This is a genomic window from Novosphingobium sp. (genome assembly GCF_039595395.1).
Taxonomy (GTDB): domain Bacteria; phylum Pseudomonadota; class Alphaproteobacteria; order Sphingomonadales; family Sphingomonadaceae; genus Novosphingobium.
In genome coordinates this window covers 1,545,622-1,559,431 of sequence record NZ_JBCNLP010000006.1, presented here as the reverse complement: position 1 = coordinate 1,559,431, position 13,810 = coordinate 1,545,622, and the positions used below count along the sequence as shown (strand labels likewise).

Annotated in this window: 12 protein-coding genes; 3 read left to right on the top strand and 9 right to left on the bottom strand. The window is 62.3% G+C overall.

Translation table 11 applies throughout. The annotated features are described in order from the left end of the window. Positions 1-146: 146 nt before the first annotated feature. Complete coding sequence (locus ABDW49_RS26455; protein ID WP_343616681.1) at positions 147-1,604, top strand: catalase; 1,458 nt, start codon at positions 147-149, stop codon at positions 1,602-1,604. Positions 1,605-1,689: 85 nt separating this feature from the next. On the opposite strand, the gene ABDW49_RS26450 is transcribed toward ABDW49_RS26455, so the two are convergent. Both ABDW49_RS26450 and ABDW49_RS26445 read right to left on the bottom strand, forming a co-directional pair. Next, the gene (locus tag ABDW49_RS26450) at positions 1,690-1,926 is read right to left on the bottom strand and encodes a hypothetical protein (RefSeq protein WP_343616679.1); all 237 of its coding nucleotides are present in this window, start codon (positions 1,924-1,926) and stop codon (positions 1,690-1,692) included. A 63-nt stretch (positions 1,927-1,989) separates the two neighbouring features. Beyond that, positions 1,990-2,649 (bottom strand): HD domain-containing protein, encoded by a 660-nt coding sequence (locus tag ABDW49_RS26445; protein WP_343616677.1) that lies wholly within the window; start codon positions 2,647-2,649, stop codon positions 1,990-1,992. 316 nt (positions 2,650-2,965) lie between these two features. Between ABDW49_RS26445 and ABDW49_RS26440 the strand changes: the two genes are divergently transcribed. Both ABDW49_RS26440 and ABDW49_RS26435 read left to right on the top strand, forming a co-directional pair. Beyond that, entirely contained in the window at positions 2,966-4,033 is a 1,068-nt protein-coding gene (locus tag ABDW49_RS26440) for a GlxA family transcriptional regulator (protein WP_343616676.1), read from the top strand. Between the two features lie 359 nt (positions 4,034-4,392). Further along, positions 4,393-5,229 carry an alpha/beta hydrolase gene (locus tag ABDW49_RS26435; RefSeq protein WP_343616675.1) on the top strand — a complete coding sequence of 279 codons (837 nt, stop codon included), beginning with the start codon at positions 4,393-4,395 and terminating at the stop codon, positions 5,227-5,229. Between the two features lie 749 nt (positions 5,230-5,978). Here the strand turns inward: ABDW49_RS26435 and ABDW49_RS26430 are convergent. The 7 genes from ABDW49_RS26430 to ABDW49_RS26400 all read right to left on the bottom strand — a co-directional run bounded on the left by ABDW49_RS26430 (position 5,979) and on the right by ABDW49_RS26400 (position 13,803). Beyond that, the gene (locus ABDW49_RS26430) at positions 5,979-6,590 is read right to left on the bottom strand and encodes a TetR/AcrR family transcriptional regulator (protein WP_343616673.1); all 612 of its coding nucleotides are present in this window, start codon (positions 6,588-6,590) and stop codon (positions 5,979-5,981) included. Positions 6,591-6,714: 124 nt separating this feature from the next. Beyond that, positions 6,715-7,326: a carbonic anhydrase gene (locus ABDW49_RS26425; RefSeq protein WP_343616672.1), complete on the bottom strand. Its 612-nt coding sequence runs from the start codon at positions 7,324-7,326 to the stop codon at positions 6,715-6,717. Between the two features lie 234 nt (positions 7,327-7,560). Next, complete coding sequence (locus tag ABDW49_RS26420; RefSeq protein ID WP_343616671.1) at positions 7,561-8,754, bottom strand: acetyl-CoA C-acyltransferase; 1,194 nt, start codon at positions 8,752-8,754, stop codon at positions 7,561-7,563. A 79-nt stretch (positions 8,755-8,833) separates the two neighbouring features. Continuing rightward, positions 8,834-10,600 (bottom strand): efflux RND transporter permease subunit, encoded by a 1,767-nt coding sequence (locus ABDW49_RS26415; protein ID WP_343616670.1) that lies wholly within the window; start codon positions 10,598-10,600, stop codon positions 8,834-8,836. A 168-nt stretch (positions 10,601-10,768) separates the two neighbouring features. Then, entirely contained in the window at positions 10,769-11,980 is a 1,212-nt protein-coding gene (locus ABDW49_RS26410; RefSeq protein ID WP_343616668.1) for an efflux RND transporter permease subunit, read from the bottom strand. Continuing rightward, the gene (locus ABDW49_RS26405; RefSeq protein WP_343616667.1) at positions 11,977-13,113 is read right to left on the bottom strand and encodes an efflux RND transporter periplasmic adaptor subunit; all 1,137 of its coding nucleotides are present in this window, start codon (positions 13,111-13,113) and stop codon (positions 11,977-11,979) included. Before ABDW49_RS26405 ends, ABDW49_RS26410 begins: the two co-directional genes overlap by 4 nt. Positions 13,114-13,185: 72 nt before the next feature. Then, on the bottom strand, positions 13,186-13,803 hold the full coding sequence (locus ABDW49_RS26400) for a TetR/AcrR family transcriptional regulator (RefSeq protein ID WP_343616666.1): 618 nt from the start codon (positions 13,801-13,803) through the stop codon (positions 13,186-13,188). Positions 13,804-13,810: the final 7 nt, after the last annotated feature.

Here is a 13,810-nt window from a genome sequence, read left to right as displayed (position 1 = left end):
TCCCTCGCAACTTTTCCGGTTCATGCGGCAGCCGCACGTCTCATTTTTTCTCATGCTCACTTTCTGCAAAGCCGCTGGATTTTTGCAATCGGCCCCACGGGCCTTTCGATACTTTCGCCGCGCAATTCCGAAGACGGAGACAAGCGATGGCCGATCACATTCCCTTTACCAATGCTGCGGGTGCCCCTGTTGCCGACAACACCAACATTCTGACGGCAGGCCCACGCGGTCCTGCGCTGCTTCAGGATGTCTGGCTCATGGAGAAACTGGCGCATTTCGACCGTGAGGTGATTCCCGAAAGGCGCATGCACGCCAAGGGCTGGGGTGCCTATGGCAGTTTCACCGTGACCGGCGACATCACGCATTTGACCCGTGCAAAGCTTTTTGCGGAGATTGGCAAGAAGACCGACCTCTTCATGCGCTTTTCCACCGTGGCGGGCGAGCGCGGCGCGGCCGATGCCGAGCGGGACATTCGCGGTTTCGCGATCAAGTTCTACACCGAGGAAGGCAATTGGGACATTGTCGGCAACAACACGCCGGTGTTCTTTTTCCGCGATCCCCTGCGCTTCCCCGACCTCAATCATGCCATCAAGCGCGATCCGCGTTCCGGGTTCCGTTCGGCCGAGAACAATTGGGACTTCTGGACGCTGCTGCCCGAGGCGCTGCATCAGGTCACCATCGTCATGTCCGAGCGCGGCCTGCCCAAAACCTTGCGTAACATGCACGGCTTTGGCAGCCACACCTTCTCGCTGATCAATGCGGCCAATGAGCGCGTCTGGGTCAAGTTCCATTTCCGCAGCCAGCAGGGCATCGAGAACCTGACCGATGCGGAAGCGGAGGCTCTGGTTGCCAAGGACCGCGAAAGCCATGGCAGGGACCTTTACATGGCGATCGAGCGCGGCGACTTCCCCCGCTGGACGTTCAGCGTCCAGATCATGACCGAAGAACAGGCCAAAACCCACAAGCACAATCCCTTCGACCTGACCAAGGTCTGGCCGAAGGCCGATTATCCGCTGATCGAGGTCGGCGTGATCGAGCTGAACCGCAATCAGGAAAACTATTTCGCCGAGATCGAGCAGTCCGCCTTCACCCCGGCCAGCGTGGTGCCGGGCATCGGTTTTTCGCCTGACAAGATGCTTCAGGCCCGACTGTTCTCCTACGGCGACGCGCATCGCCACCGGCTTGGCGTCAACGCGCATCTGATCCCGGTGAATGCGCCGCGTTGCCCGCATATGAGCTATCATCGCGACGGCGCCATGCGCACGGATGGCAATCTGGGGGGCACGACCACCTATCATCCCAATTCCAAGGGCCTATGGGCCAATCAGCCTGATTTTTCCGAGCCGCCGCTGCCGATCGATGGTCCGGCTGACCATTGGGATCATCGCGTTGATGACGACCACTGGGAGCAGCCCGGCAATCTGTTCCGCATGATGGACAATGATCAGCGCGAAGCGCTTTTCGGCAACACCGCAAGGGCGCTGGGGGATGCTTCCGTCGAGGTCAAGGAGCGGCACGTCGCCAATTGCGCGCGCGCCGATCCGGCCTATGGGGCTGGTGTTGCTGCCGCTCTTGGCTTTGCCGTTGCGGATGCGGCGGAATAATCACCATCGCAGAATCTCCGATTCCCGGCATGCGCTGGGGATCGGAGCCGTATGTGCAGCGCGAGGCAGGCGCCAAGGCTTGGATTTACCTATGCGTGGGTCCTGGTGGCATCATTGCTTTGATGAGCATGCCGATGATGGCTCTCTGACGGCTCACTTTGCGCGCCGGCATCGGAATGACGTCCGAAATGCTTTGGCAGGTGACGGCCTGACAGATGGTGCAATGGCAGATCAGTCGTACACCCGGCGCTTCACTGAGCATGAAGCAATAGGTGCCGCAGGGGCAGAAACCGCACCATGTCAGCATCGCCGCGTCGAACATGATCAGAGCCCTGCGCGATCGGAGTGGGAGCTGACCGCAAGCCAGCCCCCCTTCCGCATGCTGTCAGGCTGCCCAGCGCGACTGGCGGATGACGCTGCAGAAATTGCCCTTGTGGAAATGCGGCTCCTTGTCGGCGATGACATCGCCTTTCACATTGCCGAAGGTGGTGTCGGGCTTGTGTTTGATGCCGTCATAGAAGGCCTGAATGATGTCCTCCTTGAAGTTGGGCGTGCGCGGATAGGCAGAGACCACCGCCTGGCGCGTTTCCTCGGAATATTGGCCATAGGTCAGGCCCAGCACGTCCATTTCAACGCCTGCGGTGGTCAGCGCGATCACCGGGCTCATGAATTCGGGTACGCCCGGCGTGGTGTGCAGGGCAATCGCCGTCCAGACCGTGTCGAGGTCGAGCTGGGGAATGCCATGCCCGCGCAGAAAGTCGCGCGCGGCATTGGCCCCATCCACCTCGAAGCGGTGATCGTGGCTGGAGTGGTCGTGCATCAGCCCCAGATCATGGAACATGGCCGCGGCATAGAGCAGTTCAGGATCATAGGTCAGGCCGCGCTGCTTGCCAGCGATGCCACCGAAGAGGAACACCCGGCTCGAATGGTTGAACAGCAGGTCGGTCTCGCGGTCGCGGACGAACTCCGTGATTGCCTTGGCCAGAGCGCTGTCCGGAATCGAAACGCCTTCGATGCCGGCCTGAACGTCAAGAGTGCTTGCCATCGTAGTCTCCATCTTGGGGGCGTGGCGACCGCTTGCGATGTGCTGGGCGGCGCGCGAAGGAACGAAGCATCGAAGCAAGGCCGATTGCGGAATGCGGTCAGGACCCTTGGCTTCGACACCCATTCTATGCCGTCTTGCAGCAGCAGTGGGCAACGCGGGCGAGGCCCCAGATGCTGCCAATCACCCCCTATTTTCCGCCTCGCCCTTTCGCGGCCTCTCCTTCCGGGAGGCGCCACGTTTTGTTGTCGCATCGTTTTGCGCGAAAAACCGGTTCCCCCTTTTTCGCACGATGCTTTAGAACCTATGGGAGATCACAATGGCCCGGCATTCCGTTGCGCTTGTCATTCACAATGGCGTTCAGGCTCTGGACGTCGCGGGACCACTTGACGTTTTCTCCGAGGCCAACAGTTTTGTCAGTCCGCAGGATGGATATGACATCACCGTCGTCGCGGCGGAAAAGCGACCGATGCGAGCCTCCAACGGGATGGGGATGACCGCGGACCTCGACTTCGGGGAGGCGAGTATCCGGTTCGACACCGCTTTGGTGGCCGGTGGTCCGGGCTTGCCGGATCGTCCCAAGGATAAAGCCATGAATGCCTGGCTGAACAACTGGGGCACCGGAGCGGGCCGATACGGATCGATCTGCACCGGAGCTTTCGCACTGGGGCAGGCTGGATTGCTCGATGGGCGAGCGGCCACGACACATTGGCAGAACGCCCCCCGGCTCGCCGCGATGTTTCCTCAAGCGCGGGTGGAGCATGACAGAATCTATCTGCGAGACGGTCCGCTGGTGACGTCCGCCGGGGTGACAGCGGGGATCGATCTGGCCCTGGCGCTGGTGGCTGAGGATCATGGCCCGGCGGTGGCATTGTCGTGTGCCAAGCGCCTGGTTGTGGTTGCGCAGAGGCAGGGAGGGCAATCACAGTTCAGCCCCTATCTTTTGCCGCTGACTGCCCCCGGATCTCCGTTGGCCCGAGTTCAGGCTTATGTCCGCGAGAATCTGAAGGATCCGCTGCATGTTGACCGGCTGGCGGAAATCGCCGGGGTGAGTCCGCGCAGCCTGGCGCGTCTTTTCACGACCGAACTGGGCATCACGCCGCACGAATTCGTGGAGCGCGCCCGCGTCGACTATGCTCGCAACCTTCTTGAGGCCACGAACCTGCCGCTTAAGGTTCTGGCCTATGAATGTGGCTTTGGCGGCGCTGAGCAGATGCGGGTGGTGTTCCAGCGCCGTCTGGGTATCAGCCCCGCGATCTATCGCGGCAATTTCCGGCCAGCAGACCAGGATGCAGCCGCCCTTATTGCGTCGGACTGTCGTGCGGAGAGATCGGATGCCAAGCTTGCCGGCCTTGTGTCGCTCAACGACGTTGCGCTTACGGCCTGAGGGCTATCGCCACGATACGCTGGTCGTGGGGTGCGCAGCTTCGCCTCATGATTTTGACAATGCGTTTCGAAGGGAGGGCTATTTTCGCCGATAGGGAGGGCTGTGTCTGGCACGATCTGTCCAGCTTGGCAGCTTTCCGTCGAATGTGGCAGTAATCATGGGATCAATAATGTTTAAGAAGGACGTGAAATAGCGGATTTATCAGTCGTCACGAAGGAGATGACGATGATCTGCGCGACCCTTTCAGCCTGTCATGGCCCGTCTCGAACCGAGGGGTGGCGGCGTGGAAGACGTGCCTGCTCGTCGCTGCGTCGGGCTGGCATGACGGGCAATCGACACAGCAGGAGGGCGTTGCGGTGATGGCAATCAGCCGCTTTGCGACACTGTCCGAGGTGACGCTTCACTACCGTGAGGCAGGTGAGGGCGAGGTGCTTGTCCTGCTCCATGACTGCCCGCAGACGTCGCATGCCTGGCGCCATGTGATGCCTCGCCTTGCTTCGCAGGTTAGAGTGATTGCGCCCGACCTGCGGGGGTTGGGAGACAGTTCAAGGCCACTGGATGGCTTTGATATCGGCACGTTGGCCGGAGACATTCTCGAGCTGCTCGACAGGCTGGGCGTGCCGGAATTTTCGGTGGCCGGGCATGGCCATGGGGGGGCAGTCGGTGTCGCCATGGCATGTCTGGCGCGCAATCGAATCAACCGCCTGGCGCTCATCGACGCTGTGCTCCCCGGGCAAAGCCGGAGCGAAAGCGCACGCTGGCATGAGGATTTCCATCGGGTGCCCAATCTTCCGGAAGCCCTCACGGCAGGACGGGAGGCGATCTATCTGGGCTGGCTCTATGAGGCCTTGAGCCTGCGCGGTGGCGCCGTTGGACCGGATGATCTGGTCGAATATACCCGCTGCTACCAGCAACCCGGATCCATGCGATGTTGCTTCGATTATGACCGCAGCCATGATGTTTCGGCTGCTTTCCTGCGGACGCATCTGGAATGGGATGGCAGGCTGGCTCTGCCTGTGTTGAGTGTGGCGGGCGGGGCGGCGCCTGGTCGCGCGGGAGATGCGGAAGACAGCATCGGCCGCATAGCCAGCGATGTCCGGCCTCACATCATTCCCGATTGCGGTCATCTTATTCCCGAGGAGGCGGCGGAAGAAATATCTGAGCTTCTGAGCGCATTTCTCTTCGCGAGCCGATGAAACGAGGAGATTGTTCATGCCCGCGAGCAATTTGGAATGGGCATTGCCGGAAGTCATCGCAGGATGCCCAGTGACCTATGCCGTGTCCGACCAGGCGATAACTCCAGTTGCTTGTGCGCGAGGCTGGGATGCGCAGATATGATCGCGCCAGCCGCTTGCGACGGCATCGCCTCGTGAGAAAGCGCAGTCGCCAGCCATCTCGCGGTCTTCAGATCGTGATCAAAGATGGATGTTTGGCGCTGACTGCTGTCCTGCTTGTTGTCTTTTTCCGCCGCATAATCTTGCAGCCGCCCGACCAGGGTGAATTGGCATTGCTGGCACCCATGGTCGCGGTCGTTGTTGTGATTTCCTTGCTTGCCGATGGCAGCCTATGGCGGACTTGAAGTCCAACTAAGCCTCTTAGGACCTTGTCTCACCGTCGTTGGATCGCCCCCGACCGCTTCGCGACATCAGTCATTTCGGGGATGGGGCGGCATTGCTGCGGTCATACTACAAATGATGCGGCTTTCATCCAAGTGCGCGAGCCACTTCCATGCAATTCTGTCGCCAATTCCCACTCAAAGGAGGCATTCATGAGGTTCGTTGGTCCCCGCAACGCAGGTCGCCCTTGGTCATTTGTGGCTTTTCCTCCGATGCTGGAGAAAGGGTATCCGTTGCGAGCGCAAGAGGAGGAGTTGCTCGACAAAACACTGGAGGAGAGCTTTCCCGCGCGTGATCCCCTCGATCCTCAGACATTCAATTGAGGCGTCCTAAAGGGCGTCAGCTCTTTGCTTCGTGCAGGAGGTTAACGATTTACTGGCCTCCACCAGGAGGGCAACTTCCTCTGGTGTCCCCCCGGCACGGATTCTCAGCGCGATGCTGTCGTTTATAGCCACCAAGGACGCCGCAAGAGCATCGGGATTGATCGACCTGTCGATCTCGCCATCCATCTGGGCCTTGGCGACACGCTGCGAGATCACACCATGGATATTCTGCTCACGGGCGAAAGCCTCGCGCATGATTGCCGGTGGCCCGCCCAATGCAAATTCGCTGAGCGGCGAGCATGAGGTCGAGATGGGGGACTTCTGTTGGGTCGCCTTGATAAGATGTTCGATCACCAAGGGAAATTGCGGCTTTTTCAAAGCGGAGAGAACACAGTTGAGGCGCCTGTGGTGATGCAGTTTCATCGCTGCACGAAACAAACCCTCCTTGTTCCCGAACGCTTGATAAAGGCTGGGGCGGGCTATCCCCATCGCCTCGGTAAGCTGTGAGATCGACGAGCCCAGGAAGCCAAGTTCGAGGAACATTGCCAAGGCCTTCGACAGGACGTCTTCAACATCGAAGCGATGTTGGCGAGCTCTTCCAGATTGATCGAGGTCCATTGGTAACTCAAGCATATTGGCCTTCGCTTTTCCCGGCACCCGCGAGCCTGTGACGATTTGGGCCGTGGCGCCGTTTCGATTGCAGGAATTGGGTTGTCATTCGTGCGGGGGAGGAGTGATGATGTTAGCGCTGTTGCCGGGAAACCCGCGTCGGCGGCACGATGACCTCCACGCTCCCCGTCGCAACATCATAGACCAGCCCTGATACGCTGCGCTCGCCCACAACATCGGGATGTGCCATCAACGTGGCCACGTCGCGCGCCACTGAAGCATGAGGATCGGCGATCGCCTGCTCGTCCAGCGCCTCTGGCGCCACACCCATATGCCGGGCCAGAAGATCCGGCGCCAGATGGCGGCAATGATCGATGCCGCAATCAGTGTGATGAAGCAGGATGACATGGGCCTCAGGACCCATTCGCCCGCCCGCTCCGCGCGCCACATCGTTCAAAAGCGCAAGGGTCTCGATCATGGCTGGGGTGACGCGGCCGCCGATATTGCGCAGGATGCCCACCTCCCCCTGTTCCAGCGCGAAGATCTTAGCCGGGTCGACGCGCGGATCGACACAGCCGATGATGAGCGACTTGCTGCTGGGCAGCATCCGCAGCGCGGGGTTGAAATCCTGCTGAGCGAAATCCGCACTGCGGGTTATCAAGCTGTCGATATAATCCATGGCTGGCGTCCTTGATGTGTTGCCGGGGCGTCCGTTCAGGGCGGTATCAGGGTGAAGGCCGGTCACTGAGACCGGGCGGGACGTGCGACCGACCTTCTCGTCCGCTTGGGTCGGACGACCTCAAGCAGGGCTCTTCGGGTCGAAGACACGGGGATTGGGGTTCAAAAGACCGCAGTCGGATTGGTGGTGGTCAGGAACCGGTGGCTGGCCGCGCCCACTTTGAGGAATTGCGTGGGGGCGGTGAGGTTGCTGGCAGTCGTGGTCAACACGGGGCATCTCCTTTGGGGCGTGTTGGAGGGTTCAGAGTTGCGGGATCTCGATGCCGATGGAGGTCGCCTCGCCGCCGCCGATGCAGAGCGAGGCCACGCCGCGCGTCAGGCCGTGCGCCTTCAGGGCATGCAGCAGAGTGACGATCAGCCGGGCTCCGGTCGCCCCGATGGGATGGCCGAGCGCGCAGGCCCCGCCATTCACATTGAGCTTGTCATAGGGGATGCCCAGCGTCCGCGCGGCGGCCATGGGCACCACGGCAAAGGCCTCATTGATCTCGAAAAGATCGACCTGTTCCACCGACCAGCCCAGCTTGCCCAGCAGCTTCTCGATCGAGGGCGCCGGCGCTGTGGTGTACCAGGCGGGCTCTTGAGAATGGGTGGCATGGCCCTTGATCTCGGCCAGCACCGCCAGACCGCGCCGCTCCGCCTCTGAGCGGCGCATCAGCAGCAGCGCCGCAGCACCATCGGCATTGGCCGAGGCGCTGGCCGCCGTGATCGTGCCATCCGGGCGGAAGGCAGGCTTGAGATGAGGGATCTTGTCGGGCGAGACTTTCATTGCATGCTCGTCATGCTCGATCAGCAGGGCGCCGCCCTTGGCGGGCACGTCGACCGGCACGATTTCGGCGGCAAAGGCGCCACTTTCGATGGCGGTGCGCGCCCGCGTCAGAGTGGTGGTGGCATAGAGATCCTGCTCTTCGCGGGTAAAGCCGTAGGCTTGCGCTGTTGCCTCGCCGAAGTCGCCCATCGGGCGGCCCTGCGCATAGGCATCCTCCAGACCGTCGAGCATCATATGGTCGAGAATGCGGTCATGGCCGACACGGTAACCCGCGCGGGCCTTGGCCAGCAGATAGGGCGCGTTGGACATGGATTCCATGCCGCCCGCCACGACGATATCAGCCGAGCCTGCCAGAATCAGGTCATGGGCCAGCATGGCGGCCTTCATGCCCGATCCGCAGACCTTGTTGATGGTGGTGGCGCCGGTGGCATCGGGCAGGCCGGCAGCGCGCGCTGCCTGCCGTGCCGGTGCCTGACCGTGCCCGGCGGGCAGCACGCAGCCCATGATGACCTCATCGACATGGGCCGGATCGAGGCCCGTGCGCTCGATCACGGCGGCGATGGCTCTGCTCCCCAGCGCGGGGGCGGTCAGCGGGGAAAGATCGCCCAGATAGCGCCCCAGCGGGGTGCGGGCGGCGGCGGCGATAACGACAGGATCGGAGGCAGTCATCGAAAGATCCTTTGCGTAAAAAGAGGGATGGCCGACGCGCGGGGGACGGAGGGATGAGCGCGCCGGCCAAGCTGCTGGATCAGGCCGGTACCAGTTCCTCGATGGGGGCATGATCGATATGCGGCACCGCGCTGGTGTCTTCATCCTCGGGCGGACGGATCTTGAACCACAGGGCGTAGAGCGCGGGCAGGAACACCAGCGTCAGCACCGTGCCGCCCAGCGTACCGCCGATCAGCGTATAGGCCAGCGAGCCCCAGAACACCGAGAAGGTGAGCGGAATGAAGGCCAGCACCGCCGCCAGCGCCGTCAGGATCACGGGGCGGGCACGCTGCACGGTGGCCTCCACCACGGCGTGGTAAGGGCTATAGCCGTCATGCTCATTGGCGTGAATCTGGCCGATCAGGATCAGCGTGTTGCGCATGATGATCCCGGCCAGCGCGATGACGCCAAGGATGGTGTTGAAGCCGAAGGGCTGGTGGAAGATCAGCAGCGTGGGCACCACGCCCACCAGAGCCAGAGGCGCTGTCAGCAGCACCATGGCCATGGCCGACATCGAGCGGACCTGGAAGATGATCACCACCATCATCAGGATGAACATCACGGGGAAGACCGCCGCCAGCGCCACATTGGCCTTGGTTGCCTCTTCCAGCGCGCTGCCGGTTTCGATGCGGTATCCGGCGGGCAGGCTCTGCACCAGCGGCGCCATATCCTTGATCACCTGATTGGCGACATCGGGCGGTTGCAGTTCATCAGCGACATCGCCCTGCAAGGTGATCGTCACCAGACGGTCGCGGCGATGCATGATCGGGTTTTCCTCGCGGATTTCCATATGCCCGATCTGGTCGAGCGGGACGCGTTGGCCATTGACGCCTTGCAGGGTGAAGGCATGCAGCTTGGCCGGATCGAGGCGATCCGTTCCGGCTGAACGGGCCACCACATCGACCTGACGGATATCCTCGCGCACGGTGGTGACGGGAAGGCCGGTCAGCAGGAATTGCAGTTGCAGGGCAGCGTCATGCGAGGAGAGGCCCATGGCATGCAGCCGGTCCTGATCGAGCACGAAGTGAACCGCGGGCGCGCGTTCGCTCCAGTCGGTGTTGACCTGCCGCAGCCCCTTGTTGGCCAGCATGACGGTGCGCAGCTTCTCGGCGATGTCGCGCACCTTGCCTTCCTCCGGCCCCATGACGCGGAAGGAAACGGGGAAGTGGGAGTAGGGGCCGAACACCAGCTTGGTGACGCGGATGCGCGCCGCCGGGGCCAGTCCATGGGCCGCCGCGCTGCGGGCCCGCGCGATCAGCGCCTCGCGCTGTTCTTCGCTGCCGGTCAGGATGACGATCTTGGCGAAGGACGGATCGGGCAGCTCGGGCGCCATGGCCAGATAGAAGCGCGGCGGGCCCTGACCGATGTAGCTGGTGGTGATCAGCGCCTCGGGCTGCTTTTTCATCCAGCCTTCGACCGCAGCCACCGCCTTGTCGGTCTCGTTGATCGAGGTGCCTTCGGGCATCTGCACTTCAAGCAGCACCTCGGGCCGATCGGACATGGGGAAGAATTGTTGCGTCACGAAGCCGAGGAAGAAGAAGGCGACCAGGAAGAAGCCGACAACGCCGATGACCACCTTCTTCTTGTGCGCCACCGCCGAGGAAATCATGCCCCGCAGCTTGCGGTAATTGGCGGTGCCATAGATCGCGGCATGACCGCCGGCCATCTTGGGAATGTTGGGCAGCATCTTGACGCCGAGATAGGGCGTGAACACCACCGCGACCACCCACGAGGTGATCAGGGCGAAGACCACCATCCAGAACATGTTGCTGGTGTATTCCCCCGCGGTCGACTGGGCAAAGCCCATTCGGCATAAAGCCGATGGCGGTGACCAGCGTGCCCGCCAGCATCGGCGCGGCGGTGTGGCTCCAGGCCTAGGTGGCGGCGAAGATGCGGTCGCAACCTTCCTCCATCTTCACCACCATCATTTCGATGGCGATGATGGCATCGTCAACCAGCAGGCCCAGCGCCAGGATCAGCGCGCCCAGCGTGATGCGGTCGAAGATTCCCGCGGCCCGTCCATCAGCATGATGACGAAGACCGCCGCCAGCGTCAGCGGCACGGCCGCCGCCACCACCAGACCCACGCGCCAGCCCATGCTGACCAAGCAGACCGCCATCACCACGAGCAGCGCCACGAAGAATTTGATCATGAATTCATCGAAGGATCGAGCGATGTTCACCGCCTGATCGGTGACCTTGGTGAAGGAGATGCCGGTGGGCAGGCCCTGCTGGATCTTGCCCGCTTCCTCTTCCAGCGCCTTGCCCAGATTGAGGCCGTTCCAGCCGTCCCGCATCACCACGCCCAGCAGCAGGGCCGGTTCGCCCTGATTGCGGATCATGAACTGGGCCGGATCTTCATAGCCGCGCCGCACATTGGCGACATCGGCCAGCTTCAGCGTCTTGCCGCCCACATTGATGGGGGTGTTGCGGATCTTGTCGAGATTGTCGAAATTGCCGTCGAAACGCGCCAGCACGGTGGGGCCATGGGTCTCGATCGAGCCGCCGGGCGTGATGACATTCTGGTCGTTCAGCGCGTTGAACACCTGCTGCGCGGAGATGCCCAGCGTGGCCAGCTTCTCATAGGTGAATTCGACGAAGATCTTCTCGGGGCGCTCACCCACGATGTTGACCTTCTTGACGCCGGGAACGGCCAGGAGCTGCTGGCGCAGGGTTTCGGCCTCGCGCACCAGCATGCGCTGGGGCACGCCATGGGCTTTGAGCGCATAGAGGCCGAAGGTCACATCGGAATATTCATCGTTGATGAAGGGGCCGATGGCGCCGGCGGGCAGGCCAAGCTTGTCGTCGCCCAGCTTCTTGCGGGCCTGATAGAACTCTTCCTGCACCTCCTCGGGCGGGGTGTTGTCCTGCAGGGTCAGCGTGGTGAAGGCCAGGCCGGGGCGGGTGTAGGTCTCGGTACGGTCATACCACTTCAGTTCCTGCAGGCGCTTTTCCAGCGGCTCGGCGACCTGGTCCTGCATTTCCTGCGCGGTGGCGCCGGGCCAGACGGTGTAGAAGGTCATCGCCTTGATGGTGAAGCTGGGGTCTTCCGCGCGGCCCAGCTTGTTGAAGGCGAACAGTCCGGAAATGACGATGGCGATGATCAGGAAGAGGGTGATCGACTTTTCCCGGACCGCCAGAGCGGACAGGTTGAAGCCGGTGCGGGTGGGGGGCTTGGGGGCGCTCATGGCTGCACCGCCAGCTTGCTGGCCGAGAGCACGACGCTCTGGCCCTCATGCAGCATATGCGCGCCCAGCGCCACGAAGCGCTGGCCCGGAGCAAGGCCCGCCGTGACGGTGGCGCTTTCCTCGCCCAGCGCGCTGATGGTCACGGGGGTCCAGTGGACCTTGAGGGCGCTCTCGCTGCCGGTCAGCACCCACACGCCCTGGCCGTGGCCGTTGTTGTAGAGCGCGCTGAGCGGCACCTGATTGGTGGCGGCGCTTTCCTTGCCATCAGGGATGGCGATGCTGACGGTCGAGCCCAATGCGGCCCCGGCGGCGGCGCCCTCCAGCACATAGCGCGCGTCGAAGGTGCGGGTCTGCGGGTCCGCCGCGTCGGAAAGCTGGCGCAGGCGGGCATTGGCGGCGATACCCCCGCCCCCGGCAGGGGCCGCGCCGCCGAACAGCGTGGCCTTGGCCACCGAACCGAGGGCCGGGCGGATGGTTTCGGGCAGGTTGACCGTGGCTTCGCGCGGGCCGGCATGGGCCAGCTTGATGACGGTCTGGCCTGCGGCGACGACTTGTCCGGGTTCGGCCAGCGTTTCAACCACCACGCCATCGGCATCGGCGACGATCAGCGAATAGCCTGCCGCATTGACCGCGACATCGGCCTGGGCGAGGGCCGCATCGAGCTGGGCCTTGGCGGCATCGGCATCGGCCTTGGCCTGATCGTAGCGCGACACCGAGACGGCGCCCGCCGACACGAGATCGCGATAGCGCTTTTCATCGGCGGCGGTCTGGAGCGCGCGGGCACGCGCCGCATTGACCGAATTATGTGCGGCCTGAGCGCTCAAACCGTAGTCGGTGCGGTCGATGCGCATCAGGGGCTGACCCTTGTGCACCACCTGCCCCGTATCAACGAGGCGTTCGATCACCTTGCCGGGGACGCGAAAGCCCAGATCGCTCTGCACCCGCGCCGAGACGACACCGGTGAAGGTGCGGGCGGGAGAAGAGGCGCTGGCCACGCTGGTCACTTCGACAAGCGCCGGGCCGGTGCGTGGATCGGGCGCCGGGTGGGAGCAGGCTGCGAGAGCGAGCGCCACCGACGCCGAGAGGCTGAGGTTGCGGATGAGCGAAGACGGTAGGGGGGGCTTGTGTGACATGGGGGGACCTCCTGTACGAGGTCCAGAAGTGATGTCGAATTACCGATTCGTCAATTGGTCACTGGTGGATTTCTAGGGTGCGAGGCTGCGCAGGACCAACGCAATGACCTCATTTGAGCCGTCAGGTACAAAATCGAGATGAAATTGCAAAACTCTGGGGTCGATGAAAGGACGCATTGCCATTAGGATGGCTCTCGTCAGTTCATCCAGAGGAGTCTTTCGCTCAAAATCCCCTCCGTCGCGGCCTTGTTGCAGGATCGAGCGGAGCATTTCGGATAATCTTTCCCAGTAATGGACAGATGATTCCCATTGCTCCGCTGCCGATGTGGCGGCAACATCGTGGAGTTTTCTTTCCTGGAAGAACAATTCCATGCCCATTTTGGGAATTGTCCGCAGCATTCTGCGCAGTTTTTCCGGGGCGGATGGCGCCTTGGCGAGTTCTTCGTCGATCGTCTCCAGGATGGTGCCCAGCACCTGCGAACAGACCGCTTCGCCGATTTCCTGCTTGGAGCGGAAGAAGCGATAAAAGTATGTTTTTGAAAAGCCTATGGCTTTTGCCAGATCGGCCAATGTGGTCTTTTCATAGCCATAGGTGCTGAAGTGTTCTCCGGCAGCGGCAATGAGCTGTTCGCGAATGCTGGCATCGGCCGAGGCGCCCTCGACCCAATGGTTGCGGTTGGTCTGAGTCATGCTCTGG